Here is a 21,839-nt window from a genome sequence, read left to right as displayed (position 1 = left end):
CCGTATCGTCAGAATATGTTAATTTATCGGCAACATAATTCAATAATGGTTAGTTGCGTCGAGCATGGTAGCGGAATTCCGCTGCGGTGACGACGCTTTGGAGGGGAACGATGTCGCAGCCACCTAAAATATTGCTGCTTTACGCCCATCCGGAAACACAGGATTCGATTGCTAATCGGGTTTTGCTGCAGTCGGCTATGGAACTGGACCACGTCACGGTGCACGATTTATACGCCCACTATCCGGATTTTTTCATTGATATTCATTACGAGCAGCAGCTGTTGCGCGAACACCAAATCATCGTTTTCCAGCATCCGTTGTATACCTATAGCTGCCCGGCTTTGCTGAAAGAGTGGCTGGATCGCGTGTTGTCGCGTGGGTTTGCCAGCGGCCAGGACGGGAATGCGCTGGAGGGCAAGTACTGGCGCAGCGTGGTGACCACCGGAGAACCGGAAACCGCGTATCACCATAACGGCCTGAATCGTTATCCGATGAGCGACATCATGCGTCCGTTTGAGCTGACGGCGCAGATGTGTCGTATGCACTGGATGACGCCGATGGTGATCTACTGGGCTCGCCGTCAGACGCCGGAAGTGATGCGCAATTATGCGCGCGCCTACCGTGACTGGCTCTCGTCACCATTGCCGCAGGGAGTGATGTGATGGAAGGTCAAACGTTACTCACTGCCGGAGTGATTTATCTGGTGGCCGCTGTGGTTGTGGTGCCGATTGCGGCCCGACTTGGTATTGGTGCCGTGCTGGGTTATCTGGTGGCAGGCATTGCCATCGGGCCGTGGGGGCTAGGCTTTATCAGCGACGTTGATGAGATTCTGCACTTCTCCGAACTCGGCGTGGTGTTCCTGATGTTCATCATCGGGCTGGAGTTGAATCCCGCCAAGCTTTGGGCGTTAAGGCGTTCAATCTTTGGCGTGGGCGCTGCGCAGGTATTGGTTTCTGCCGCGATTCTTGGTGTGCTGCTGTGGCTGACCAACTTTAGCTGGCAAGCCGCGGTGATCGGCGGGATTGGCCTGGCAATGTCTTCGACGGCTATGGCACTGCAATTGATGCGCGATAAAGGCATGAATCGCAGTGAAGCGGGTCAGCTCGGCTTCTCGGTGCTGCTGTTCCAGGATCTGGCCGTCATCCCCGCATTAGCCCTCGTGCCGCTGCTGGCCGGTGGCGACAGTGGCCATGTTGACTGGCTGAAAGTGGGCATGAAGGTGCTGGCGTTTGCTGTCATGCTGGTGGGTGGCCGTTATCTGCTGCGTCCGATTTTCCGCTTTATCGCCGCTTCCGGTGTGCGTGAAGTGTTCACGGCGGCTTCATTATTACTGGTGCTGGGCTCGGCGCTGTTTATGGATATGTTAGGGCTGTCGATGGCCCTCGGCACCTTTATCGCCGGGATCCTGCTGGCCGAGAGTGAATATCGGCACGAGCTGGAAGTGGCGATCGAACCCTTCAAAGGGTTGCTGCTCGGGCTGTTCTTTATTTCCGTCGGCATGGCGCTGAATTTGGGCGTGCTCTATACCCATATCGCGGAGATTATCCTTGGCGTAGTAATTCTCGTGGCGGTCAAGACGCTGGTGCTCTATGTGCTGGGCCGTATTTATGGTTTACGCAGTTCCGAGCGCCTGCAGTTTGCCGGGGTGCTTAGCCAGGGCGGTGAATTTGCTTTTGTGCTGTTTTCAGCGGCCTCGTCGGCCAAACTGTTTAGCGGCGATCAATTACCACTGTTGCTGGTGACGGTGACGCTGTCGATGATGACCACACCGCTGTTGATGCAGGGGGTGGATAAAATTCTCGCACGTCGGTTCAATGAGCCCGATGATGACAATGAGAAGCCGTTTGTCGAAGATGATCAGCCGCAGGTCATTGTGGTTGGCTTTGGTCGTTTTGGTCAGGTGGTGGGCCGCTTGCTGATGGCTAACAATAAGCGTATTACGGTGCTGGAGCGTGACATCTCGGCTGTCAGCCTGATGCGCAAATATGGCTATAAGGTTTACTACGGCGATGCCACTGAGCTTGAGTTACTGCGTGCTGCCGGTGCGGAGAATGCACAATCCATTGTGATTACCTGCAATGATCCGGAAGATTCGATGTCCATCGTTCACCTTTGCCAGCAGCACTTCCCGCAGCTGGAAATTCTGGCGCGTGCGCGTGGCCGTGTGGAAGCCCATGAATTATTGCAAGCGGGGGTGACGTTGTTCTCGCGTGAAACCTTCTCAAGTGCGCTGGAGTTGGGGCGCAAGACGCTGATTTCACTCGGCATGCATCCGCATCAGGCGCAACGCGCGCAACAGCATTTCCGCCGACTCGATATGCGCATGCTACGTGAGCTGGTGCCAAGCCACGATGATAATGCGCAGGCCTCACGTGTGCGTGAAGCTCGTCGTGAGTTAGAAGACATCTTCCAGCGCGAAATGCAGCATGAAAAACGTCAGATCGACGGTTGGGATGACGAGTAGGACTACACTTAACATATCCGTTGCTTAATAGCGGGCAGGAAAGAGTATGCGTAAACGTTTTATTGCTGGTGCGGTATGTCCGCAATGTCAGGAAAAAGACACGCTGGCGTTATGGCGTGAAAACAATGTCGAAGTGGTGGAGTGCGTGCAGTGCGGCCATCAAATGCGTGAAGCGGATAAACAAGTTCGCGATAAGGTGCGCAGCAATGAGCAAGTGATCGGCATTTTTCATCCTGAGTAGCAGAATGGCGCAGCTTTTTTTAAGCTTAAACTTACAGCGGGATTGAATTCCGCTACAATCGGCGCCATTAACGCTGAGCAGTATGCAGCAACACATTTGTTGGCATCCTCAGTCTTGAACCTTTCTGGTTGGTTATTGCACGCAAAATAGACCAATGAGACGGGATCTCAGTTCTCAACGGTTAGGAGATATCATGAAAGTAGCAAAAGACCTGGTGGTGAGCCTGGCGTATCAGGTTCGTACCGAAGACGGTGTGTTGGTTGACGAGTCACCGGTGAGTGCGCCGTTGGACTATCTGCACGGTCATGGTTCCCTGATTTCTGGTCTGGAAAAAGCGCTGGAAAATCACGCGGTTGGCGATAAGTTTGATGTGCATATTCCGGCAAACGACGCTTACGGTCAGTACGATGACAACCTGGTGCAGCGTGTACCAAAAGACGTGTTCATGGGCGTCGATGAACTGCAGGTTGGCATGCGCTTCCTGGCAGAAACCGATCAGGGTCCAGTGCCGGTTGAAATCACTGAAGTGGAAGACGAGCACGTTGTGGTTGATGGTAACCACATGCTGGCGGGTCAGAACCTGAACTTCAACGTGGAAGTGGTAGCGATCCGTGAAGCAACGGAAGAAGAAATCGCACACGGCCATGTACATGGTGCAGATGGTCATCATCATGACCACGATCACGACCATGGTCACGATCACGGCCAGGGCGGTTGTGGTACTGGCGGTTGCGGTTGCAGCCACTAAGTTCTGCATTGAACAACAAAAGGCCACCTTCAGGTGGCCTTTTGCTTTAATAGTGCGGTGGTGGCGTCTCTTCGGACTGCGAAGCAATCGGTGAAGGTGTCGCGGCTTTCACTTTATCCACTAATAAACGTACCTGTTCGCGCATACGACTCATCTCCAGTTCATGTTGAGTCACCGTCAGATTGAGCTGATCGATGGTGTGCTCCTGAAATGCCAGTTTGCTCTCCAGCGCCTCAAGGCGTTGTTCCCACTCTTCATGCTGCATCATTTCTTCTCCTGTCACGGTGCTGCGCCTGGCGCGTATCGGGCGTGATTCTACGGTCTTTAGCGGCAGAATCACCCGATTTTTAACCTTTATGGGGCTTTGCGGTTGAAATCAGCGCTAATGCCTTCATCTCTGGTGAAACTTCCTGATGCAAAAAAGGTCGGATGTTAAGCGGGTAATTACGTTGTGGGAGTGTTCGCCGCTGCCACGTAAAGTTATAGTGTGGGCCACTGTCCGCAATGATTCCCGAGGTTTAGATGCTTCGGTTTTGGAGAAAGGATGAAATCACTGTTTAAAGTCACATTGTTAGCTACCACCATGGCCATTGCGCTGAATGCACCGCTGGCAATGGCAGCTGAAACCGCTGCGGCTCCGGCTGACGCTGCTCAGGCAGCACCGCAGGCACCGAAAAATGCTGCCTTCAAAAACGAAGACCAGCAGTCAGCTTATGCGCTGGGTGCTTCTTTGGGTCGCTACATGGACAACTCTCTGAAGGAACAAGAGAAACTGGGCATCAAACTGGACAAAGATCAGTTGATCGCAGGTGTTCAGGATGCATTCGGTGGCAAGAGCAAACTGTCTGATCAAGAGATCGAGCAGACACTGCAAGCCTTCGAAGGCCGCGTGAAAGGTGCTGCACAGGCGAAGATGGAAAAGGACGCGAAAGAGAACTCTGACAAGGGTGCCGCTTACGCTGATAAATTCGCCAAAGAAAAAGGCGTGAAGAAAACTGAATCTGGCTTGCTGTATCAGGTTGAGAAAGAAGGCACCGGTGACGCACCTAAAGACAGCGACACCGTCGTCGTGAACTATAAAGGTACGCTGATCGACGGTACCGAGTTCGATAACTCTTACACCCGTGGCGAGCCACTGTCATTCCGTCTCGACGGCGTGATCCCAGGCTGGACCGAAGGTCTTAAGCACGTGAAGAAAGGCGGCAAGATCAAGCTGGTGATCCCACCGAACCTGGCTTACGGTAAAAATGGCGTTCCGGGCATTCCGGCCAACTCAACGCTGGTATTTGATGTTGAGCTGCTGGATATCAAGCCAGCGCCAAAAGCGGATGAGAAAGCACAGGCTCCGGCCGCTGCTGATAAGAAAGCGCAGTAATCTGCTTGCGCTTCTGACGCCGCCTCCGGGCGGCGTTTTTATTTGTCCGCCAGACTTGAGCTGCGCTGGCTGTGCTCGCCATCCTCACTCATGCTCATGGCATGAACCAACATGCCGTCTTGCAGCAACCCAAATTGTTTAGGGGAATGAGTAAAGCTCTGGCTAAACATCCCGACATTTGCCAGACTAGCGCCTGCACAACTATCACAATATGAGTCTGCCCCAAAGCTGTCGAGACAGGCTCCAGCCATTTAGGGTAATGTCTTCGATGTCTAATCCATTCAATCCCGGTGAACTGACTGACTTCGATTTACTGGAGCAACGTCCGTTCGAGCAAGCCGATTACGATATTCTCAAATCTTACGAAGCCGTCGTTGATGGCCTCGCGATGCTGATCGGCTCGCACTGCGAAATCGTGCTGCACTCGCTGGAAGATTTGAAATGCTCCGCCGTGCGCATCGCCAACGGTGAACATACCGGCCGTAAAGTGGGCTCGCCGATTACCGATTTGGCACTGCGCATGCTGCACGATATGCATGGCGCTGACAGCAATGTGTCCCGCGCATACTTCACGCGCGCTAAGAGCGGCGTGCTGATGAAATCGGTCACCATCGCGATTCGCAATCGTCAGCAGCGCGTGATTGGCCTGCTGTGTATTAACATGAACCTTGATGTGCCGTTCTCGCAGATTATGTCGACCTTTATGCCGCCGGAAATGCAGCAGGTAGATTCCAACGTCAACTTTGCCAGCTCAGTCGAAGACCTGGTGATGCAAACGCTGGAATTTACCATTGAGGAAGTGAGCAACGACCGCAATGTGTCGAACAACGCCAAGAATCGCCAGATTGTGCTCAACCTGTACGAGAAGGGAATTTTTGATATCAAGGATGCGATTAACCAGGTCGCTGACCGTCTCAATATTTCCAAGCACACGGTTTACCTCTACATCCGTCAGTTTAAAAGCGGTGACTTCCAGGGGCAGGATCGCTAATGCGTTATACCTTACTGGTGACGGGGCCGGCATACGGTACGCAGAATGCCAGTAGTGCATTGCTGTTTGCTCGTGCGTTGCTCAAAGCAGGGCACCAGTTGGAAAGTGTTTTCTTTTATAGAGAAGGCGTGCTGAATGCCAATCAGCTCACTTCACCTGCCAGCGATGAAGTCGATGTGGTGCGCGCATGGCAGCAACTGCGCGAAGAGAGTGGTGCCGCGCTAAATATTTGCGTGGCTGCCGCATTGCGCCGTGGCGTGACGGATGAGCAGGAAGCGACGCGCTTGCAACTGGTGGGCAGTAATTTGCAGCCTGGTTTTGAACTGAGCGGCTTAGGTGCGCTGGCAGAAGCTGCGTTGAGCTGTGATCGTCTGGTGCAATTCTGATGAATCGTGTGGCATTTCTTTTCACTCAGGCACCCCACGGCAGCAGCGCGGGCAGGGAAGGGCTGGATGCGGTGCTGGCCACTGGCGCGCTCAGCGAAGACATTGGACTGTTCTTTATTGGCGATGGCGTGCTGCAACTGCAACGCGCACAGCAGCCTGAGCAGATTTTGGCTCGCAACTATATCGCGACGTTCGGCGTGCTCGATCTCTACGACATCGACCAGTGTTTCGCCTGCCGAGAGTCACTTGATGCGCGCGGGCAAAGCCTGACGGCTGAACGCGTGATGACGGCTGAAGTGCTGGATGCCGCGACACTGCGCCAGAAACTCGCCACTTATCATCGAATCCTTCGTTTCTGAGAATCCAACATGCTCTACACGCTGCTGCAATCACCCTGGCAATGCGATATCGATAGCCTGTTACTGCTGATGCAGGAGGGCGACGACTTGCTGCTAATGCAGGATGGCGTCACGGCCGCGCTTGAGGGCAGCCAGATGTTCATCAAGCTGCAAGCCTCTCCGGCCGCGCTTTGGGTTCTTGAGGAAGATGTGGTCGCGCGTGGGTTGGTTGAGCAAATTTCGACCAAAGTAGCACGTTTGGACTATACTGGTTTCGTTGCGATGACGGTGAAGCACCAACAACAAGTGGCCTGGTAGCAAGGAAAACCTGGTTATTTCTTGACACCCTTTTGACACAGCCCTAAAATTCTGCCTCCTCGTAGTAATACGAGGCGATTTATTACGTGTTTACGAAGCAAAAAGCTAAATCCCAGGAGCTATTTAATGGCAACAGTTAACCAGCTGGTTCGCAAACCACGCGTACGCAAAGTTGCAAAGAGCAACGTGCCTGCGCTGGAAGCTTGCCCGCAGAAACGTGGTGTTTGTACTCGTGTGTACACCACTACCCCTAAAAAACCAAACTCAGCACTGCGTAAAGTTTGCCGTGTGCGTTTGACTAACGGTTTTGAAGTTACCTCCTACATCGGCGGTGAAGGTCATAACCTCCAGGAACACTCAGTGATCCTGATTCGTGGCGGTCGTGTTAAAGACTTGCCAGGTGTGCGTTACCACACCGTTCGCGGCGCGCTTGACTGCTCAGGTGTTAAAGACCGTAAGCAGTCACGCTCCAAGTACGGCGTGAAGAAGCCAAAGGCTTAATGGTTCTCCGTTAAGTAAGGCCAAACATTTTCACTTTAATGTCAAAATAAACTCGTAGAGTTTTGGACAATCCTGAATTAACAACGGAGTATTTCCATGCCACGTCGTCGCGTCATTGGTCAGCGTAAAATCCTGCCAGATCCTAAGTTCGGATCAGAATTGCTGGCTAAATTTGTAAACATCCTGATGGTAGATGGTAAAAAATCTACTGCAGAATCTATCGTCTATACCGCACTTGATACCCTGGCTCAACGTGCAGGTAAAGATGGTCTGGAAGCTTTCGAAGTTGCACTCGAAAACGTACGTCCGACTGTAGAAGTTAAGTCACGTCGCGTTGGTGGTTCAACCTACCAGGTTCCAGTTGAAGTCCGTCCGGTTCGTCGTAATGCTCTGGCAATGCGTTGGATCGTTGAAGCTGCTCGTAAACGCGGTGATAAATCAATGGCTCTTCGCCTGGCGAACGAACTTTCTGACGCTGCAGAGAACAAAGGTACTGCAGTTAAGAAACGTGAAGACGTTCACCGTATGGCTGAAGCCAACAAGGCGTTCGCACACTACCGCTGGTAACAGCCACGTAGTTGTTATTAACCCAGCGGGCGTCCCAGTGGCTTACCTGCTGGGCTTTTTTAACTTAGAACGTCTCAGAATCAGAGGAATCAAATGGCTCGTAAAACACCCATTGAGCGCTATCGTAACATCGGTATCAGTGCTCACATCGACGCCGGTAAAACTACCACTACCGAACGTGTTCTGTTCTACACCGGTGTAAACCACAAGATCGGTGAAGTGCATGACGGCGCCGCAACCATGGACTGGATGGAGCAGGAACAGGAACGTGGTATTACCATCACTTCCGCTGCAACCACCTGTTACTGGTCAGGTATGGCTAAGCAGTTCGAGCCACACCACGTCAACATCATTGACACCCCGGGACACGTTGACTTCACCATCGAAGTTGAGCGTTCTATGCGTGTGCTTGATGGCGCAGTAATGGTTTACTGTGCGGTTGGTGGTGTTCAGCCACAGTCTGAAACCGTATGGCGCCAGGCTAACAAATATAAAGTTCCACGCATCGCGTTCGTTAACAAAATGGACCGCATGGGTGCTAACTTCCTGAAAGTTGTTGATCAGATGAAAACGCGCCTGGGTGCAAACCCGGTTCCGCTTCAGCTGGCAATCGGCGCAGAAGAGAAATTCACCGGTGTTGTTGACCTGGTGAAAATGAAAGCCATCAACTGGAACGATGAAGATCAGGGCGTTACCTTCGTTTACGAAGATATCCCAGCTGATATGCAGGAACTGGCTGATGAATGGCGTGCGAATCTGGTTGAAGCCGCTGCAGAAGGTTCTGATGAGCTGATGGAGAAATTCTTCGGCGGTGAAGAGCTGACTGAAGAAGAGATCAAAACTTCTCTGCGTAAGCGCGTGCTGAAAAACGAAATCATCCTGGTTACCTGTGGTTCTGCATTTAAGAACAAAGGTGTTCAGGCGATGCTGGATGCGGTAGTTGAATACCTGCCAGCACCGACTGACGTTACCGCGATCAACGGTATGCTGGACGACGGTAAAGACACGCCGGCTGAGCGTCATTCTGACGACAACGAGCCGTTTGCTGCTCTGGCGTTCAAAATCGCAACCGACCCGTTTGTGGGTAACCTGACCTTCTTCCGCGTTTACTCTGGTGTTGTTAACACCGGTGACACCGTGTTCAACCCGGTTAAGTCAAACCGTGAGCGTCTGGGCCGTATCGTTCAGATGCACGCTAACAAACGTGAAGAGATCAAAGAAGTTCGTGCGGGCGACATCGCAGCTGCGATCGGCCTGAAAGATGTGACCACTGGTGACACCCTGTGTGATCCAGAAAATGTCATCATTCTTGAGCGCATGGAATTCCCAGAGCCAGTAATCTCTATCGCCGTTGAGCCGAAAACCAAAGCTGACCAGGAAAAAATGGGTCTGGCTCTGGGTCGTCTGGCAAAAGAGGATCCATCTTTCCGCGTATGGACTGATGAAGAATCTAACCAGACCATCATCGCGGGTATGGGTGAGCTGCACCTCGACATCATCGTTGACCGTATGAAGCGTGAGTTCAACGTTGAAGCGAACGTCGGTAAACCACAGGTTGCTTATCGCGAAGCGATTCGCGCTAAAATCACCGATGTTGAAGGTAAACACGCTAAGCAGTCTGGTGGTCGTGGTCAGTACGGTCATGTTGTTATCGACATGTACCCACTGGAGCCGGGTTCTAACCCTAAAGGTTACGAATTCGTCAACGACATCAAGGGTGGTGTGATTCCAACTGAATACATCCCTGCGGTTGATAAAGGTATCCAGGAGCAGCTGAAGTCTGGTCCACTGGCCGGTTACCCGGTAGTAGATCTGGGTGTTCGTCTGCACTTCGGTTCTTACCATGACGTTGACTCCTCTGAGCTGGCGTTTAAACTGGCCGCTTCTTTAGCCTTCAAAGATGGCTTTAAGAAAGCACAGCCCGTTCTGCTTGAGCCTATCATGAAGGTTGAAGTAGAGACTCCGGAAGAGAACACCGGTGACGTTATCGGTGACCTTAGCCGTCGTCGTGGTATGCTCAAAGGACAGGAATCTAACGCTACTGGCGTTCAGATCCATGCTGAAGTTCCACTGTCTGAAATGTTCGGATATGCAACCCAGCTGCGTTCTCTGACTAAAGGCCGTGCTTCTTACTCCATGGAGTTCCTGAAGTACGATGATGCGCCGAACAACGTCGCTCAGGCCGTTATTGAAGCTCGTAGCAAATAAGCTACGGTTTAAAAATTGTGAACTGATGCCTTCATGACTCATGAAGGCACAACGTAAGGAATTATCGCCATGGCGAAAGAGCAATTTCAGCGTAACAAACTGCACGTAAACGTTGGCACCATCGGTCACGTTGACCATGGTAAAACCACTCTGACTGCAGCTATCACCACCGTTCTGGCTAAAACCTACGGCGGCTCTGCTAAAGCGTTCGATCAGATCGATAACGCACCAGAAGAGAAAGCTCGTGGTATCACCATCAACACTTCACACGTTGAATATGAAACCCCGACTCGCCACTACGCGCACGTTGACTGCCCAGGCCACGCCGACTATGTGAAAAACATGATCACCGGTGCTGCGCAGATGGACGGCGCGATCCTGGTTGTTGCTGCGACTGATGGCCCAATGCCACAGACCCGTGAGCACATCCTGCTGGGTCGTCAGGTTGGCGTTCCTTACATCATCGTGTTCCTGAACAAGTGCGACATGGTTGATGATGAAGAGCTGCTGGAACTGGTAGAGATGGAAGTTCGCGATCTGCTGTCAGCTTACGACTTCCCAGGCGACGATACTCCAATCGTACGCGGTTCTGCTCTGCAGGCACTGAACGGTGTTGCTGAGTGGGAAGAGAAGATCATTGAGCTGGCTGGTCACCTGGATAACTACATCCCAGAGCCAGTACGTGCAATCGACCTGCCGTTCCTGCTGCCAATCGAAGACGTATTCTCAATCTCAGGCCGTGGTACTGTTGTAACCGGTCGTGTTGAGCGCGGTATCGTTAAAGTGGGCGACGAAGTTGAAATCGTTGGTATCAAGGCGACTGTTAAGTCTACCTGTACTGGCGTTGAAATGTTCCGTAAGCTGCTGGACCAGGGTCAGGCGGGTGAAAACTGTGGTGTTCTGCTGCGCGGTATCAAGCGTGAAGACATCCAGCGTGGTCAGGTACTGGCTAAACCAGGCACCATCAAGCCACACACCAAGTTCGTATCAGAAGTATACGTACTGTCTAAAGACGAAGGCGGCCGTCATACTCCGTTCTTCAAAGGCTACCGTCCGCAGTTCTACTTCCGTACTACTGACGTGACTGGTAACGTTGAGCTGCCAGAAGGCGTTGAGATGGTAATGCCAGGCGACAACGTGAAAATGACCGTTGAGCTGATCCACCCAATCGCGATGGACCAGGGTCTGCGTTTCGCAATCCGTGAAGGCGGCCGTACTGTTGGTGCGGGCGTTGTTGCTGAAGTTCTCGCTTAATTGCGTTAATGTCGGTGGTTGCTTAGGTAGCCACCGCAGCACGAAAAGAGAGCACTTCGGTGCTCTTTTTTTTTGCCTGAAATTCACCGCTCAAGCCAATCCCACACAAAAGCTACGTTTGAAATAAAAACCATTCTCATTTACACTTTGATCAGAATTTGTACTGGAGTCGCAGTAAATGTACGTCTGTCTGTGTAATGCCGTGAGTGACAAAACCCTCCGTGAAGTAGTGCGTCGCTATCAGCCCAAATCGATCCAACATCTTCGTCAACTGGTTCCTATCGGAAAACAGTGTGGTAAGTGCATCCGTTTTGCGCGCGAGATTATGGATGATGAGCTGCAGAAGGTACCGCTGTACAAAGAAATCGCTTAGGTCGATTCGACATCCTCCGGCAATAACCACAAAAACAGTCCTGTTTTTTTGACTTCTTTTTATCCGCATCTACGATCTATTTACCTGGAAGCGGAGGAAGCAAAATGAAGGGCGACAGTAAAATCATAACTCATCTCAATAAACTGCTGGGGAATGAACTGGTTGCGATTAATCAGTACTTTCTTCATGCACGTATGTTCAAAAACTGGGGGCTTATTCGCCTCAACGATGTCGAATATCACGAATCCATCGATGAAATGAAGCATGCGGACAAATACATCGAGCGCATTCTTTTCCTTGAAGGGATTCCAAATTTGCAGGATCTCGGCCGGTTGCGTATTGGTGAAGATGTCCCGGAAATGTTGCAATCCGATCTGACGCTGGAGTTAGAAGGGGCGAAGGATTTACGTGAAGCGATTGCCTATGCCGACAAGGTGCATGATTACGTCAGCCGCGACATGATGATTGAGATTCTGGGTGAGGAAGAGCATCACATTGACTGGCTGGAAACAGAACTCGACCTGATTCAAAAACTCGGTTTGCAGAATTACCTGCAGGCGCAATTAAAAGAAGAAAGCACAGACTAAAACCCTTTCGTTGTAGCAATGTCACAGAGCCTGTAGGGGGAAATATCGAGCCCCATACAGGCTTTTTCGTATTTAGTCCGCAATTGATGTGGTTAAAAACGCATCACGGGTTGCTTCCTGAACTGATTTGCGTATAATGCGCGGGCCTGCCGATATTGGTATGGCGCGATTCGAGCAGAATCGCAGGTGATAGCAAGCTATGTATCACCTGACAATACTCCCGATTGGGGAGTTATATGCTGAACGATTACACTCCTCCATCAATCGTAATGGGTGTGGGTAGTAATTCTTTTCGTTTATAAAATGTTTGGAGCCTTGGTCTCATGTCGAACCAAAGAATCCGTATCCGTCTTAAAGCGTTTGATCATCGCCTGATCGATCAATCAACCGCGGAAATCGTTGAGACTGCCAAGCGCACTGGTGCGCAGGTACGTGGTCCGATCCCGCTGCCAACTCGCAAAGAGCGTTTCACCGTTCTGATCTCTCCGCACGTTAACAAAGACGCGCGCGATCAGTACGAGATCCGTACTCACAAGCGTCTGGTAGACATCGTTGAGCCAACTGAAAAAACCGTTGATGCACTGATGCGTCTGGATCTGGCTGCCGGTGTTGACGTGCAGATCAGCCTGGGTTAATCAGGTCATCGAGCGATTGAGAGGTTGATACAATGATTGGTTTAGTCGGTAAAAAAGTGGGCATGACTCGCATCTTCACTGAAGATGGCGTTTCAATCCCAGTAACCGTAATCGAAGTTGAAGCAAACCGCGTTACTCAGGTCAAAGGCCTGGAAAACGACGGTTACCAGGCTATCCAGGTGACCACCGGTGCTAAAAAAGCAAACCGTGTGAGCAAGCCGGAAGCAGGTCATTTTGCTAAAGCTGGCGTTGAAGCTGGCCGTGGTCTGTGGGAATTCCGCACCGAAGGTGAAGAGTACTCAGTAGGCCAGAGCATCAGTGTTGAAATTTTCGCTGACGTTAAAAAAGTAGACGTTACCGGTACCTCTAAAGGTAAAGGTTTCGCAGGTACCGTTAAGCGCTGGAACTTCCGTACCCAGGACGCTACACACGGTAACTCCTTGTCTCACCGCGTTCCGGGTTCTATCGGTCAGAACCAGACTCCGGGCAAAGTGTTCAAAGGCAAGAAAATGGCTGGTCAACTGGGTAACGAGCGCGTAACCGTTCAGAGCCTGGAAGTGGTACGTGTTGACGCTGAGCGCAACCTGCTGCTGGTCAAAGGTGCTGTCCCGGGTGCAACCGGCAGCGACCTGATTGTTAAACCAGCTGTGAAGGCGTAAGGGGATAGCAATGGAATTAGTACTGAAAGACGCGCAGAGCGCGCTGACTGTTTCCGAAACTACCTTCGGTCGTGATTTCAACGAAGCGCTGGTTCACCAGGTTGTTGTTGCTTATGCCGCTGGTGCTCGTCAGGGTACTCGTGCGCAGAAAACTCGTGCTGAAGTAACTGGTTCAGGCAAAAAGCCTTGGCGCCAGAAAGGTACCGGCCGTGCGCGTTCAGGTTCTGTAAAGAGCCCGATCTGGCGTTCAGGTGGCGTGACCTTCGCTGCGCGTCCACAGGACCACAGTCAAAAAGTTAACAAGAAGATGTACCGCGGCGCGCTGAAAAGCATCCTGTCCGAACTGGTACGTCAGGACCGTCTGATCGTTGTCGAGACGTTCTCTGTAGAAGCGCCTAAAACTAAGCTGCTGGCACAGAAACTGAAAGACATGGCGCTGGAAGACGTGCTAATCATCACCGGTGAACTGGATGAGAATCTGTTCCTGGCTGCGCGTAACCTGTACAAGGTTGACGTGCGTGATGCAGCAGGTATCGACCCAGTTAGCCTGATCGCCTTCGACAAAGTCGTTATGACTGCGGAAGCAGTTAAGCAAGTTGAGGAGATGCTGGCATGATCCGTGAAGAACGTCTGCTGAAAGTCGTACGTGCACCGCACGTATCTGAAAAAGCATCTACTGCGATGGAAAAAAGCAATACCATCGTTCTCAAAGTTGCTAAAGACGCGACCAAAGCAGAGATCGTTGCTGCTGTTGAGAAGCTGTTCGAAGTTGAAGTTAAAGACGTAAACACCCTGGTTGTTAAGGGTAAAGTTAAGCGTCACGGACAGCGTATCGGTCGTCGTAGCGACTGGAAAAAAGCTTACGTCACCCTGAAGGAAGGCCAGAATCTGGACTTCGTCGGCGGCGCTGAGTAAGTCGGAGGAGAAAGACAATGGCAGTTGTTAAATGTAAACCGACATCTCCGGGTCGTCGTCACGTAGTTAAAGTGGTGAACCCAGAGCTGCACAAGGGCAAACCTTTTGCTCCGCTGTTAGAAAAAAACAGCAAATCCGGTGGTCGTAACAACAATGGTCGTATCACTACCCGTCATATCGGTGGTGGTCACAAGCAGGCTTACCGTATTGTTGACTTCAAACGCAACAAAGATGGTATCCCAGCAGTTGTTGAGCGTCTTGAGTACGATCCGAACCGTTCTGCGAACATCGCACTGGTTCTGTACAAAGATGGCGAGCGCCGTTACATCCTGGCCCCTAAAGGCCTGAAAGCTGGTGATCAGGTTCAATCTGGCGTTGATGCTGCGATTAAAGCAGGTAACACCCTGCCAATGCGTAACATCCCGGTGGGTTCTACCGTTCACAACGTAGAAATGAAACCAGGCAAAGGCGGTCAGATTGCTCGCTCAGCTGGTACTTACGTGCAGATCGTTGCGCGTGATGGTTCCTACGTAACCCTGCGTCTGCGTTCAGGCGAAATGCGTAAAGTCGAAATCGACTGCCGCGCAACCCTGGGCGAAGTCGGTAACGCTGAGCACATGCTGCGCGTTCTGGGTAAAGCTGGTGCAACCCGTTGGCGTGGTGTTCGTCCTACCGTTCGCGGTACTGCGATGAACCCAGTCGATCACCCGCACGGTGGTGGTGAAGGTCGTAACTTTGGTAAGCACCCGGTAACTCCGTGGGGCGTTCAGACCAAAGGTAAGAAGACCCGTAGCAACAAGCGTACTGATAAATTTATCGTACGTCGCCGTAGCAAATAATTTTAGAGGATAAGCCATGCCACGTTCTCTCAAGAAAGGTCCTTTTATTGACCTGCACTTGCTGAAGAAGGTAGAGAAAGCGGTGGAAAGCGGTGACAAGAAGCCCCTGCGCACTTGGTCCCGTCGTTCAACGATCTTCCCTAACATGATCGGTTTGACCATCGCTGTCCATAATGGTCGTCAGCACGTTCCTGTCTTTGTATCCGACGAAATGGTCGGCCACAAACTGGGTGAATTTGCACCGACACGTACTTATCGCGGCCATGCTGCAGATAAGAAAGCCAAGAAGAAATAAGTAGGAGGAAGAGATGGAAACTATTGCTCAACATCGCCATGCTCGTTCTTCTGCTCAGAAGGTCCGCCTTGTTGCTGACCTGATTCGCGGTAAGAAAGTGTCGCAGGCTCTGGATATTCTGACCTACACCAACAAGAAAGCTGCTGTGTTGGTTAAGAAAGTCCTGGAATCTGCCATTGCGAACGCCGAACACAACGATGGCGCTGATATCGACGATCTGAAAGTCGCGAAAATCTTCGTAGACGAAGGCCCAAGCATGAAGCGCATTATGCCGCGTGCGAAAGGTCGTGCAGATCGCATCCTGAAGCGCACCAGCCACATTACTGTGGTTGTGTCCGATCGCTGAGACTCTGGAGACTAGCAATGGGTCAGAAAGTACATCCTAATGGTATTCGCCTGGGTATTGTAAAACCATGGAACTCTACCTGGTTTGCGAACACCAAAGAATTCGCTGACAACCTGGACAGCGATTTTAAAGTACGTCAGTTCCTGACTAAGGAACTGGCTAAAGCGTCTGTATCTCGTATCGTTATCGAGCGTCCGGCTAAGAGCATCCGTGTGACCATTCACACCGCTCGCCCGGGTATCGTTATCGGTAAGAAAGGTGAAGACGTAGAAAAACTGCGCACGGTCGTAGCGAAAATCGCTGGCGTTCCTGCACAGATCAATATCGCCGAAGTCCGTAAACCGGAACTGGACGCTAAATTGGTTGCTGATAGCATCACTTCACAGCTGGAGCGTCGTGTGATGTTCCGTCGTGCGATGAAGCGTGCTGTTCAGAACGCAATGCGTCTGGGCGCGAAGGGTATTAAAGTTGAAGTTAGCGGCCGTTTGGGCGGAGCCGAGATCGCACGTACCGAATGGTACCGTGAAGGTCGCGTGCCACTGCACACTCTGCGTGCAGACATTGACTACAACACCTCTGAAGCGCACACCACTTATGGTGTAATCGGCGTTAAGGTATGGATCTTCAAAGGTGAGATCCTGGGTGGTATGGCTGCTGTTGAACAACCGGAACCGGCTGCTCAACCTAAAAAGCAGCAGCGTAAAGGCCGTAAGTAAGGAGAGTCGCTGATGTTACAACCAAAGCGTACGAAATTCCGTAAAGTGCACAAAGGCCGCAACCGTGGTCTGGCGCAGGGTACGGATGTCAGCTTCGGTACTTTCGGTCTGAAAGCTGTTGGCCGTGGTCGTCTGACTGCTCGTCAGATCGAAGCAGCACGTCGTGCTATGACCCGTGCAGTTAAGCGTCAAGGTAAGATCTGGATCCGTGTATTCCCGGACAAACCGATCACCGAGAAGCCGCTTGAAGTGCGTATGGGTAAAGGTAAGGGTAACGTGGAGTATTGGGTTGCCCTGATCCAACCGGGTAAAGTCCTGTATGAAATGGACGGTGTTCCGGAAGAGCTTGCCCGTGAAGCATTCAAGCTGGCAGCAGCAAAACTGCCTATCAAAACCACCTTTGTTACTAAGACGGTGATGTAATGAAAGCAAATGAGCTGCGTGAAAAAAGCGTTGAAGAGCTGAACGCTGAGCTTCTTAACCTGCTGCGTGAGCAATTCAACCTGCGCATGCAGGCAGCATCCGGCCAGCTGCAGCAGACCCATCTGCTGAAGCAAGTGCGTCGTAATGTTGCACGTGTTAAGACTTTACTGACTGAGAAGGCGGCGTAATGACCGATAAAATCCGTACTCTGCAGGGTCGTGTAATTAGTGACAAAATGCAGAAATCTGCAGTAGTTGCTATCGAACGTGTCGTGAAACACCCGATCTACGGTAAGTTCATCAAGCGTACGACTAAGCTGCACATCCATGACGAGAACAACGAATGTGGAATCGGTGACGTGGTAGAAATCCGCGAAACTCGTCCACTGTCTAAGACTAAGTCTTGGGCGCTGGTTCGCGTTGTAGAGAAAGCGGTTCTGTAATAGAATCCGCTTCCTCTAAAAAATAAAATGAACGGCTCGTCTGAGCCGTTCATTTTTTCTACCCATCTGCGAGAACCGGTGTTATAATGCCGCGCCCTCAATTATGGGGCTTTTTAACGACCTGAGGTTTGGGTCCCGAAGTAGTAGTTGACATTAGCGGAGCACTAAAATGATCCAAGAACAGACTATGCTGAACGTCGCCGACAACTCCGGTGCACGTCGCGTAATGTGTATCAAGGTTCTGGGTGGCTCGCACCGTCGCTACGCAGGCGTCGGCGACATCATTAAAGTTACCATCAAGGAAGCAATTCCTCGCGGTAAAGTTAAGAAAGGTGATGTCCTGAAGGCGGTAGTGGTGCGCACCAGGAAGGGTGTTCGTCGCCCGGACGGTTCTGTCATTCGCTTCGATGGTAATGCATGCGTTATTTTAAACAATAACAGCGAGCAGCCTATCGGTACGCGTATTTTTGGGCCGGTAACTCGTGAACTTCGTACTGAAAAGTTCATGAAAATTATCTCTCTGGCACCAGAAGTACTCTAAGGAGCGAGCAATGGCAGCGAAAATCCGTCGTAACGACGAAGTTATCGTGATTACCGGTAAAGACAAAGGTAAACGCGGTAAAGTAAAGAATGTCCTGACTTCTGGTAAGGTCATCGTTGAAGGTATCAACCTGGTTAAGAAACACCAGAAGCCGGTTCCGGCTCTGAACCAACCAGGCGGCATCGTTGAAAAAGAAGCTGCTATTCAGGTTTCTAACGTTGCAATCTTCAATGCGGCAACCGGCAAGGCTGACCGTGTAGGCTTTAGATTCGAAGAAGGCAAAAAAGTCCGTTTCTTCAAGTCTAATAGCGAAACTATCAAGTAATTTGGAGTAGTACGATGGCGAAACTGCATGATTACTACAAAGACGAAGTAGTCCAGAAACTCATGACTGAGTTCGGCTACAATTCTGTCATGCAAGTCCCTCGGGTCGAGAAGATCACCCTGAACATGGGTGTTGGTGAAGCGATCGCTGACAAGAAACTGCTGGATAACGCAGCAGCTGACCTGGCAGCAATCTCCGGTCAAAAACCGTTGATCACCAAAGCACGCAAATCAGTTGCAGGCTTCAAAATCCGTCAGGGCTATCCGATCGGCTGTAAAGTAACTCTGCGCGGCGAGCGCATGTGGGAGTTCTTTGAGCGCCTGATCACTATTGCTGTACCACGTATTCGTGACTTCCGCGGCTTGTCTGCTAAGTCTTTCGATGGTCGCGGTAACTACAGCATGGGCGTTCGTGAGCAGATCATCTTCCCAGAAATCGATTATGACAAAGTCGATCGCGTTCGTGGTTTGGATATTACCATTACCACTACTGCGAAATCTGATGATGAAGGCCGTGCTCTGCTGGCTGCCTTTGACTTCCCGTTCCGCAAGTAAGGTAGGGTTACTTAATGGCTAAGCAATCGATGAAAGCACGCGAAGTAAAGCGTGTGAAATTAGCAGACAAGTTCTTCGCTAAGCGCGCAGAACTGAAAGCGATCATTTCTGATGTGAACGCATCCGACGAAGATCGTTGGGATGCCGTTCTCAAGCTGCAGAGTCTGCCGCGTGATTCCAGCCCTTCCCGTCAGCGTAACCGCTGCCGTCAGACAGGTCGTCCGCACGGTTTCCTGCGGAAGTTTGGGTTGAGCCGTATCAAGGTCCGTGAAGCCGCAATGCGCGGTGAAATCCCGGGTCTGAAAAAGGCTAGCTGGTAATTGTCACCATTTGAATCACGGGAGTAACACAGATGAGCATGCAAGATCCGATCGCGGATATGCTGACCCGTATCCGTAACGGTCAGGCCGCGAACAAAGTTGCGGTCTCTATGCCTTCCTCCAAGCTGAAAGTGGCAATTGCCAACGTGCTGAAGGAAGAAGGCTACATTGAAGATTTTAAAATCGAAGGCGACATCAAGTCTGAGCTGGAAGTTACTTTAAAGTATTTCCAGGGTAAGGCTGTGGTAGAGAGCATTCAGCGTGTTAGCCGTCCAGGTCTGCGCATCTATAAGAAAAAAGATGAGCTGCCAAAAGTAATGGCTGGTCTGGGCATCGCTGTAATCTCTACCTCTAAAGGTGTCATGACTGATCGTGCAGCGCGCCAGGCTGGTCTTGGTGGCGAAATTATCTGCTACGTAGCGTAATCGGAGGATAAAATGTCTCGTGTTGCAAAAGCACCTGTCGTTGTTCCTGCGGGCGTAGAGGTAAAACTCAACGGTCAGGAAATTTCGATCAAAGGCAAAAACGGCGAGCTGACTCGTACTATCAACAGTGCTGTAGAAGTTAAGCATGCAGACAACGCCCTGACTTTCGCTCCACGCGAAGGCTTCTCGGACGCTTGGGCACAGGCAGGTACTGCTCGTGCGCTGCTGAACGGCATGGTTATCGGTGTTACCGAAGGCTTCACCAAGAAGCTGCAACTGGTTGGTGTTGGTTATCGTGCAGCTGTTAAAGGCAACTCTGTGAGCTTGGCCCTGGGCTTCTCTCACCCTGTTGACCATGCACTGCCGGCCGGCATCACTGCTGAATGTCCAACTCAGACTGAGATCGTGCTGAAAGGCGCTGATAAACAGCTGATTGGTCAGGTTGCAGCGGATCTGCGCGCCTACCGTCGTCCTGAGCCTTACAAAGGCAAGGGTGTTCGTTACGCCGACGAAGTCGTGCGTACCAAAGAGGCTAAGAAGAAGTAAGGTAACACTATGGATAAGAAATCTGCTCGTATCCGTCGTGCGACCCGTGCACGTCGCAAGCTCAAAGAGCTGGGTGCTACTCGCCTGGTGGTACATCGTACCCCGCGTCATATTTACGCACAGGTGATCGCCCCGAACGGTTCCGAAGTTCTGGTTGCTGCTTCTACTGTAGAAAAAGCTATTGCCGAACAACTGAAGTACACCGGTAACAAAGACGCTGCTGCAGCTGTAGGTAAAGCTCTGGCTGAGCGCGCTGTCGAGAAAGGCATTACTAATGTTTCTTTCGACCGTTCCGGGTTCCAATATCATGGTCGTGTCCAGGCACTGGCAGATGCTGCCCGTGAAGCTGGCCTTCAGTTCTAAGGTAGAGGTCTAAGATGTCAAACATCGAGAAACAAGCTGGCGAACTGCAGGAAAAACTGATCGCGGTAAACCGTGTATCTAAAACTGTAAAAGGTGGTCGTATTTTCTCCTTCACCGCACTGACTGTAGTGGGTGATGGTAACGGCCGCGTTGGTTTTGGTTACGGTAAAGCGCGTGAAGTTCCAGCAGCGATCCAGAAAGCGATGGAAAAAGCCCGTCGCAACATGATTAACGTCGCGCTGACTCACGGCACCCTGCAGCACCCTGTTAAAGGTGCTCACACGGGTTCTCGTGTGTTCATGCAGCCAGCTTCTGAAGGTACCGGTATCATCGCCGGCGGTGCAATGCGCGCTGTTTTAGAAGTTGCTGGAGTGCATAACGTTCTGGCTAAAGCGTATGGTTCTACTAACCCGATTAACGTGGTTCGTGCAACTATCGATGGCCTGGGCAATATGAATTCTCCAGAAATGGTCGCTGCCAAGCGTGGTAAATCCGTTGAAGAAATTCTGGGGTAATCACGATGGCTAAGACTATTAAAATTACACAAACCCGCAGTTCAATCGGCCGCCTGCCTAAGCACAAAGCCACTCTGGTTGGCTTGGGTCTGCGTCGTATTGGTCATACCGTTGAGCGTGAAGACACGCCAGCAGTGCGCGGTATGGTTAACGCGATTTCCTACATGCTGAAAGTGGAGGAGTAAGAGATGCGCTTAAACACTCTGTCTCCGGCCGAAGGGTCTAAACACGCTTCTAAGCGTCTGGGTCGTGGTATCGGTTCTGGCCTCGGTAAAACCGGTGGTCGTGGTCACAAAGGTCAGAACTCTCGTTCTGGCGGTGGCGTACGTCGCGGTTTCGAGGGTGGTCAGATGCCTCTGTATCGTCGTCTGCCGAAATTCGGTTTCACCTCTCGCAAAGCAATGGTCACTGCAGAAGTTCGTCTGTCTGACCTGGCGAAAGTTGAAGGCGGTATTGTTGACCTGAATACTCTGAAAGCAGCCAACATCATCGGTGTTCAGATCGAGTTCGCGAAAGTGATTCTGTCTGGTGAAGTTTCTGCACCGGTAACGATTCGTGGTCTGCGTGTCACTAAAGGTGCGCGTGCTGCAATCGAAGCTGCTGGCGGTAAAATCGAGGAATAAGTAGCA

Annotated in this window: 37 protein-coding genes; 36 read left to right on the top strand and 1 reads right to left on the bottom strand. The window is 51.4% G+C overall.

The window, feature by feature from the left end:
• The first annotated feature begins 110 nt into the window (after positions 1 to 110).
• The 4 genes from kefG (at position 111) to slyD (ending at position 3,453) form a co-directional block, all read left to right on the top strand.
• The gene (gene kefG / locus AC1MDE_RS21755) at positions 111 to 662 is read left to right on the top strand and encodes a glutathione-regulated potassium-efflux system ancillary protein KefG (RefSeq protein ID WP_034830789.1); all 552 of its coding nucleotides are present in this window, start codon (positions 111 to 113) and stop codon (positions 660 to 662) included.
• Entirely contained in the window at positions 662 to 2,464 is a 1,803-nt protein-coding gene (gene kefB / locus AC1MDE_RS21750) for a glutathione-regulated potassium-efflux system protein KefB (RefSeq protein ID WP_479399745.1), read from the top strand. Before kefG ends, kefB begins: the two co-directional genes overlap by 1 nt.
• 46 nt (positions 2,465 to 2,510) lie before the next feature.
• Positions 2,511 to 2,705, top strand: a complete 195-nt coding sequence (locus AC1MDE_RS21745; RefSeq protein ID WP_034830784.1) for a YheV family putative zinc ribbon protein — start codon at positions 2,511 to 2,513, stop codon at positions 2,703 to 2,705.
• A gap of 193 nt (positions 2,706 to 2,898) precedes the next feature.
• On the top strand, positions 2,899 to 3,453 hold the full coding sequence (gene slyD / locus AC1MDE_RS21740) for a peptidylprolyl isomerase (RefSeq protein ID WP_034830781.1): 555 nt from the start codon (positions 2,899 to 2,901) through the stop codon (positions 3,451 to 3,453).
• Between the two features lie 46 nt (positions 3,454 to 3,499).
• Here the strand turns inward: slyD and AC1MDE_RS21735 are convergent, their stop codons facing one another.
• A complete protein-coding gene (locus tag AC1MDE_RS21735) occupies positions 3,500 to 3,718 on the bottom strand; it encodes a SlyX family protein (RefSeq protein ID WP_034830802.1) in 219 nt (72 codons plus the stop codon).
• 279 nt (positions 3,719 to 3,997) lie between these two features.
• On the opposite strand from AC1MDE_RS21735, the gene fkpA reads away from it, so the two are divergent.
• The 32 genes from fkpA to rplO all read left to right on the top strand — a co-directional run bounded on the left by fkpA (position 3,998) and on the right by rplO (position 21,833).
• On the top strand, positions 3,998 to 4,828 hold the full coding sequence (gene fkpA, locus AC1MDE_RS21730) for an FKBP-type peptidyl-prolyl cis-trans isomerase (protein ID WP_045833796.1): 831 nt from the start codon (positions 3,998 to 4,000) through the stop codon (positions 4,826 to 4,828).
• Positions 4,829 to 5,096: 268 nt separating this feature from the next.
• A complete protein-coding gene (locus AC1MDE_RS21725) occupies positions 5,097 to 5,819 on the top strand; it encodes a helix-turn-helix transcriptional regulator (protein ID WP_034830776.1) in 723 nt (240 codons plus the stop codon).
• Positions 5,819 to 6,205 carry a sulfurtransferase complex subunit TusD gene (gene tusD / locus AC1MDE_RS21720; protein ID WP_058960611.1) on the top strand — a complete coding sequence of 129 codons (387 nt, stop codon included), beginning with the start codon at positions 5,819 to 5,821 and terminating at the stop codon, positions 6,203 to 6,205. Before AC1MDE_RS21725 ends, tusD begins: the two co-directional genes overlap by 1 nt.
• Complete coding sequence (tusC, locus tag AC1MDE_RS21715) at positions 6,205 to 6,564, top strand: sulfurtransferase complex subunit TusC (protein ID WP_034830771.1); 360 nt, start codon at positions 6,205 to 6,207, stop codon at positions 6,562 to 6,564. The genes tusD and tusC overlap by 1 nt, the downstream gene beginning before the upstream one ends.
• A gap of 9 nt (positions 6,565 to 6,573) precedes the next feature.
• Positions 6,574 to 6,861, top strand: coding sequence for a sulfurtransferase complex subunit TusB (gene tusB, locus AC1MDE_RS21710; RefSeq protein WP_034830769.1), 288 nt, complete (start codon positions 6,574 to 6,576; stop codon positions 6,859 to 6,861).
• A 126-nt stretch (positions 6,862 to 6,987) separates the two neighbouring features.
• Positions 6,988 to 7,362 (top strand): 30S ribosomal protein S12, encoded by a 375-nt coding sequence (gene rpsL / locus AC1MDE_RS21705; RefSeq protein WP_006120575.1) that lies wholly within the window; start codon positions 6,988 to 6,990, stop codon positions 7,360 to 7,362.
• A 96-nt stretch (positions 7,363 to 7,458) separates the two neighbouring features.
• Positions 7,459 to 7,929, top strand: coding sequence for a 30S ribosomal protein S7 (rpsG, locus tag AC1MDE_RS21700; protein WP_007886246.1), 471 nt, complete (start codon positions 7,459 to 7,461; stop codon positions 7,927 to 7,929).
• 93 nt (positions 7,930 to 8,022) lie between these two features.
• Positions 8,023 to 10,137 (top strand): elongation factor G, encoded by a 2,115-nt coding sequence (fusA, locus tag AC1MDE_RS21695; protein ID WP_034830766.1) that lies wholly within the window; start codon positions 8,023 to 8,025, stop codon positions 10,135 to 10,137.
• 69 nt (positions 10,138 to 10,206) lie between these two features.
• Positions 10,207 to 11,391 carry an elongation factor Tu gene (gene tuf, locus AC1MDE_RS21690; protein ID WP_034830763.1) on the top strand — a complete coding sequence of 395 codons (1,185 nt, stop codon included), beginning with the start codon at positions 10,207 to 10,209 and terminating at the stop codon, positions 11,389 to 11,391.
• A gap of 178 nt (positions 11,392 to 11,569) precedes the next feature.
• Positions 11,570 to 11,764, top strand: coding sequence for a bacterioferritin-associated ferredoxin (bfd, locus tag AC1MDE_RS21685; protein WP_034830760.1), 195 nt, complete (start codon positions 11,570 to 11,572; stop codon positions 11,762 to 11,764).
• A gap of 104 nt (positions 11,765 to 11,868) precedes the next feature.
• Entirely contained in the window at positions 11,869 to 12,351 is a 483-nt protein-coding gene (gene bfr, locus AC1MDE_RS21680) for a bacterioferritin (RefSeq protein ID WP_034830757.1), read from the top strand.
• Between the two features lie 323 nt (positions 12,352 to 12,674).
• Positions 12,675 to 12,986 (top strand): 30S ribosomal protein S10, encoded by a 312-nt coding sequence (gene rpsJ, locus AC1MDE_RS21675; RefSeq protein ID WP_006120582.1) that lies wholly within the window; start codon positions 12,675 to 12,677, stop codon positions 12,984 to 12,986.
• Positions 12,987 to 13,018: 32 nt separating this feature from the next.
• The gene (rplC, locus tag AC1MDE_RS21670) at positions 13,019 to 13,645 is read left to right on the top strand and encodes a 50S ribosomal protein L3 (RefSeq protein ID WP_038644330.1); all 627 of its coding nucleotides are present in this window, start codon (positions 13,019 to 13,021) and stop codon (positions 13,643 to 13,645) included.
• A gap of 10 nt (positions 13,646 to 13,655) precedes the next feature.
• Positions 13,656 to 14,261, top strand: a complete 606-nt coding sequence (gene rplD, locus AC1MDE_RS21665; protein WP_034830751.1) for a 50S ribosomal protein L4 — start codon at positions 13,656 to 13,658, stop codon at positions 14,259 to 14,261.
• Positions 14,258 to 14,560: a 50S ribosomal protein L23 gene (gene rplW / locus AC1MDE_RS21660; RefSeq protein ID WP_034830749.1), complete on the top strand. Its 303-nt coding sequence runs from the start codon at positions 14,258 to 14,260 to the stop codon at positions 14,558 to 14,560. The genes rplD and rplW overlap by 4 nt, the downstream gene beginning before the upstream one ends.
• A gap of 17 nt (positions 14,561 to 14,577) precedes the next feature.
• Positions 14,578 to 15,399: a 50S ribosomal protein L2 gene (gene rplB / locus AC1MDE_RS21655; protein WP_034830746.1), complete on the top strand. Its 822-nt coding sequence runs from the start codon at positions 14,578 to 14,580 to the stop codon at positions 15,397 to 15,399.
• Positions 15,400 to 15,415: 16 nt separating this feature from the next.
• Entirely contained in the window at positions 15,416 to 15,694 is a 279-nt protein-coding gene (rpsS, locus tag AC1MDE_RS21650; RefSeq protein ID WP_001138115.1) for a 30S ribosomal protein S19, read from the top strand.
• Between the two features lie 13 nt (positions 15,695 to 15,707).
• Positions 15,708 to 16,040 (top strand): 50S ribosomal protein L22, encoded by a 333-nt coding sequence (gene rplV, locus AC1MDE_RS21645; protein WP_007891659.1) that lies wholly within the window; start codon positions 15,708 to 15,710, stop codon positions 16,038 to 16,040.
• Between the two features lie 17 nt (positions 16,041 to 16,057).
• On the top strand, positions 16,058 to 16,756 hold the full coding sequence (gene rpsC, locus AC1MDE_RS21640; RefSeq protein ID WP_034830744.1) for a 30S ribosomal protein S3: 699 nt from the start codon (positions 16,058 to 16,060) through the stop codon (positions 16,754 to 16,756).
• A gap of 12 nt (positions 16,757 to 16,768) precedes the next feature.
• On the top strand, positions 16,769 to 17,179 hold the full coding sequence (gene rplP, locus AC1MDE_RS21635; RefSeq protein WP_002438716.1) for a 50S ribosomal protein L16: 411 nt from the start codon (positions 16,769 to 16,771) through the stop codon (positions 17,177 to 17,179).
• Positions 17,179 to 17,367 carry a 50S ribosomal protein L29 gene (gene rpmC / locus AC1MDE_RS21630; RefSeq protein ID WP_034830743.1) on the top strand — a complete coding sequence of 63 codons (189 nt, stop codon included), beginning with the start codon at positions 17,179 to 17,181 and terminating at the stop codon, positions 17,365 to 17,367. Before rplP ends, rpmC begins: the two co-directional genes overlap by 1 nt.
• Positions 17,367 to 17,621: a 30S ribosomal protein S17 gene (gene rpsQ / locus AC1MDE_RS21625; RefSeq protein ID WP_008104738.1), complete on the top strand. Its 255-nt coding sequence runs from the start codon at positions 17,367 to 17,369 to the stop codon at positions 17,619 to 17,621. The genes rpmC and rpsQ overlap by 1 nt, the downstream gene beginning before the upstream one ends.
• 169 nt (positions 17,622 to 17,790) lie before the next feature.
• Positions 17,791 to 18,162, top strand: a complete 372-nt coding sequence (gene rplN, locus AC1MDE_RS21620; protein ID WP_006120590.1) for a 50S ribosomal protein L14 — start codon at positions 17,791 to 17,793, stop codon at positions 18,160 to 18,162.
• Between the two features lie 10 nt (positions 18,163 to 18,172).
• Positions 18,173 to 18,487, top strand: a complete 315-nt coding sequence (gene rplX / locus AC1MDE_RS21615; protein WP_034830741.1) for a 50S ribosomal protein L24 — start codon at positions 18,173 to 18,175, stop codon at positions 18,485 to 18,487.
• A gap of 14 nt (positions 18,488 to 18,501) precedes the next feature.
• Positions 18,502 to 19,041 (top strand): 50S ribosomal protein L5, encoded by a 540-nt coding sequence (rplE, locus tag AC1MDE_RS21610; RefSeq protein ID WP_013510763.1) that lies wholly within the window; start codon positions 18,502 to 18,504, stop codon positions 19,039 to 19,041.
• A gap of 14 nt (positions 19,042 to 19,055) precedes the next feature.
• Positions 19,056 to 19,361 carry a 30S ribosomal protein S14 gene (gene rpsN, locus AC1MDE_RS21605; RefSeq protein ID WP_006120592.1) on the top strand — a complete coding sequence of 102 codons (306 nt, stop codon included), beginning with the start codon at positions 19,056 to 19,058 and terminating at the stop codon, positions 19,359 to 19,361.
• 32 nt (positions 19,362 to 19,393) lie between these two features.
• A complete protein-coding gene (gene rpsH, locus AC1MDE_RS21600) occupies positions 19,394 to 19,786 on the top strand; it encodes a 30S ribosomal protein S8 (RefSeq protein WP_007891668.1) in 393 nt (130 codons plus the stop codon).
• 12 nt (positions 19,787 to 19,798) lie between these two features.
• Positions 19,799 to 20,332, top strand: a complete 534-nt coding sequence (gene rplF / locus AC1MDE_RS21595) for a 50S ribosomal protein L6 (RefSeq protein ID WP_038644335.1) — start codon at positions 19,799 to 19,801, stop codon at positions 20,330 to 20,332.
• A 9-nt stretch (positions 20,333 to 20,341) separates the two neighbouring features.
• Complete coding sequence (gene rplR / locus AC1MDE_RS21590) at positions 20,342 to 20,695, top strand: 50S ribosomal protein L18 (protein WP_008104733.1); 354 nt, start codon at positions 20,342 to 20,344, stop codon at positions 20,693 to 20,695.
• Between the two features lie 14 nt (positions 20,696 to 20,709).
• Positions 20,710 to 21,210 (top strand): 30S ribosomal protein S5, encoded by a 501-nt coding sequence (gene rpsE, locus AC1MDE_RS21585; RefSeq protein ID WP_007891679.1) that lies wholly within the window; start codon positions 20,710 to 20,712, stop codon positions 21,208 to 21,210.
• A gap of 5 nt (positions 21,211 to 21,215) precedes the next feature.
• Positions 21,216 to 21,395 (top strand): 50S ribosomal protein L30, encoded by a 180-nt coding sequence (gene rpmD / locus AC1MDE_RS21580; RefSeq protein ID WP_021186404.1) that lies wholly within the window; start codon positions 21,216 to 21,218, stop codon positions 21,393 to 21,395.
• A 3-nt stretch (positions 21,396 to 21,398) separates the two neighbouring features.
• Positions 21,399 to 21,833: a 50S ribosomal protein L15 gene (gene rplO, locus AC1MDE_RS21575; RefSeq protein WP_034830738.1), complete on the top strand. Its 435-nt coding sequence runs from the start codon at positions 21,399 to 21,401 to the stop codon at positions 21,831 to 21,833.
• The last annotated feature ends 6 nt before the right edge of the window (positions 21,834 to 21,839 follow it).

It is taken from the genome of Pantoea folii (assembly GCF_056678875.1).
This window is presented reverse-complemented; position numbering and strand designations above follow the sequence as displayed.